Here is a 476-nt window from a genome sequence, read left to right as displayed (position 1 = left end):
TCGTTTGGCAGAACATCAATCGTCACTGGCGTGTCTTCGTCAGTGACAGCGGTATCATCTTTTGCCACTGGCGCGTCATTCACTGGCGTCACATCGACGTTCACCGTGGTGAATTCCGATACCCCACCGGAGGTAACGATGTACGTGAAGCTGTCTGCACCGTGGAAGTTGTCGTTTGGCGTGTAAGTGACGCTGCCGTCCGGGTTGACCGAGACCGTGCCGTTGGCTGGACCGTTATTGCTATCGAGCGACACCACTTTGTCGTCGCCTTCAAACGTGTCGTTACCTAGGACGTTAATGATGGTCGGCGTGTCTTCCACAACCGTCGCGCGGTCAGATTCAATATCTGCCACAGGCGCAACCATAAAGTTTACCGTTTGGCTGACGCTTTCACCGCTTGGATCAGTAGCCGTAAAGGTTAACGCTTCTGAGCCGTTCCAGTCTGCCGTTGGGCTAATGGTCGCGATGCCATTTTC

At 54.2% G+C, this 476-nt stretch carries 1 protein-coding gene; it reads right to left on the bottom strand.

What is annotated here, in order from left to right:
- A partial coding sequence (locus IQR33_RS02580; protein ID WP_193843486.1) for a cadherin-like domain-containing protein occupies positions 1–476 on the bottom strand: 476 nt, incomplete at both ends.

Source organism: Vibrio sp. OPT46 (genome assembly GCF_015163535.1).
Taxonomy (GTDB): domain Bacteria; phylum Pseudomonadota; class Gammaproteobacteria; order Enterobacterales; family Vibrionaceae; genus Vibrio; species Vibrio alginolyticus.
This window is presented reverse-complemented; position numbering and strand designations above follow the sequence as displayed.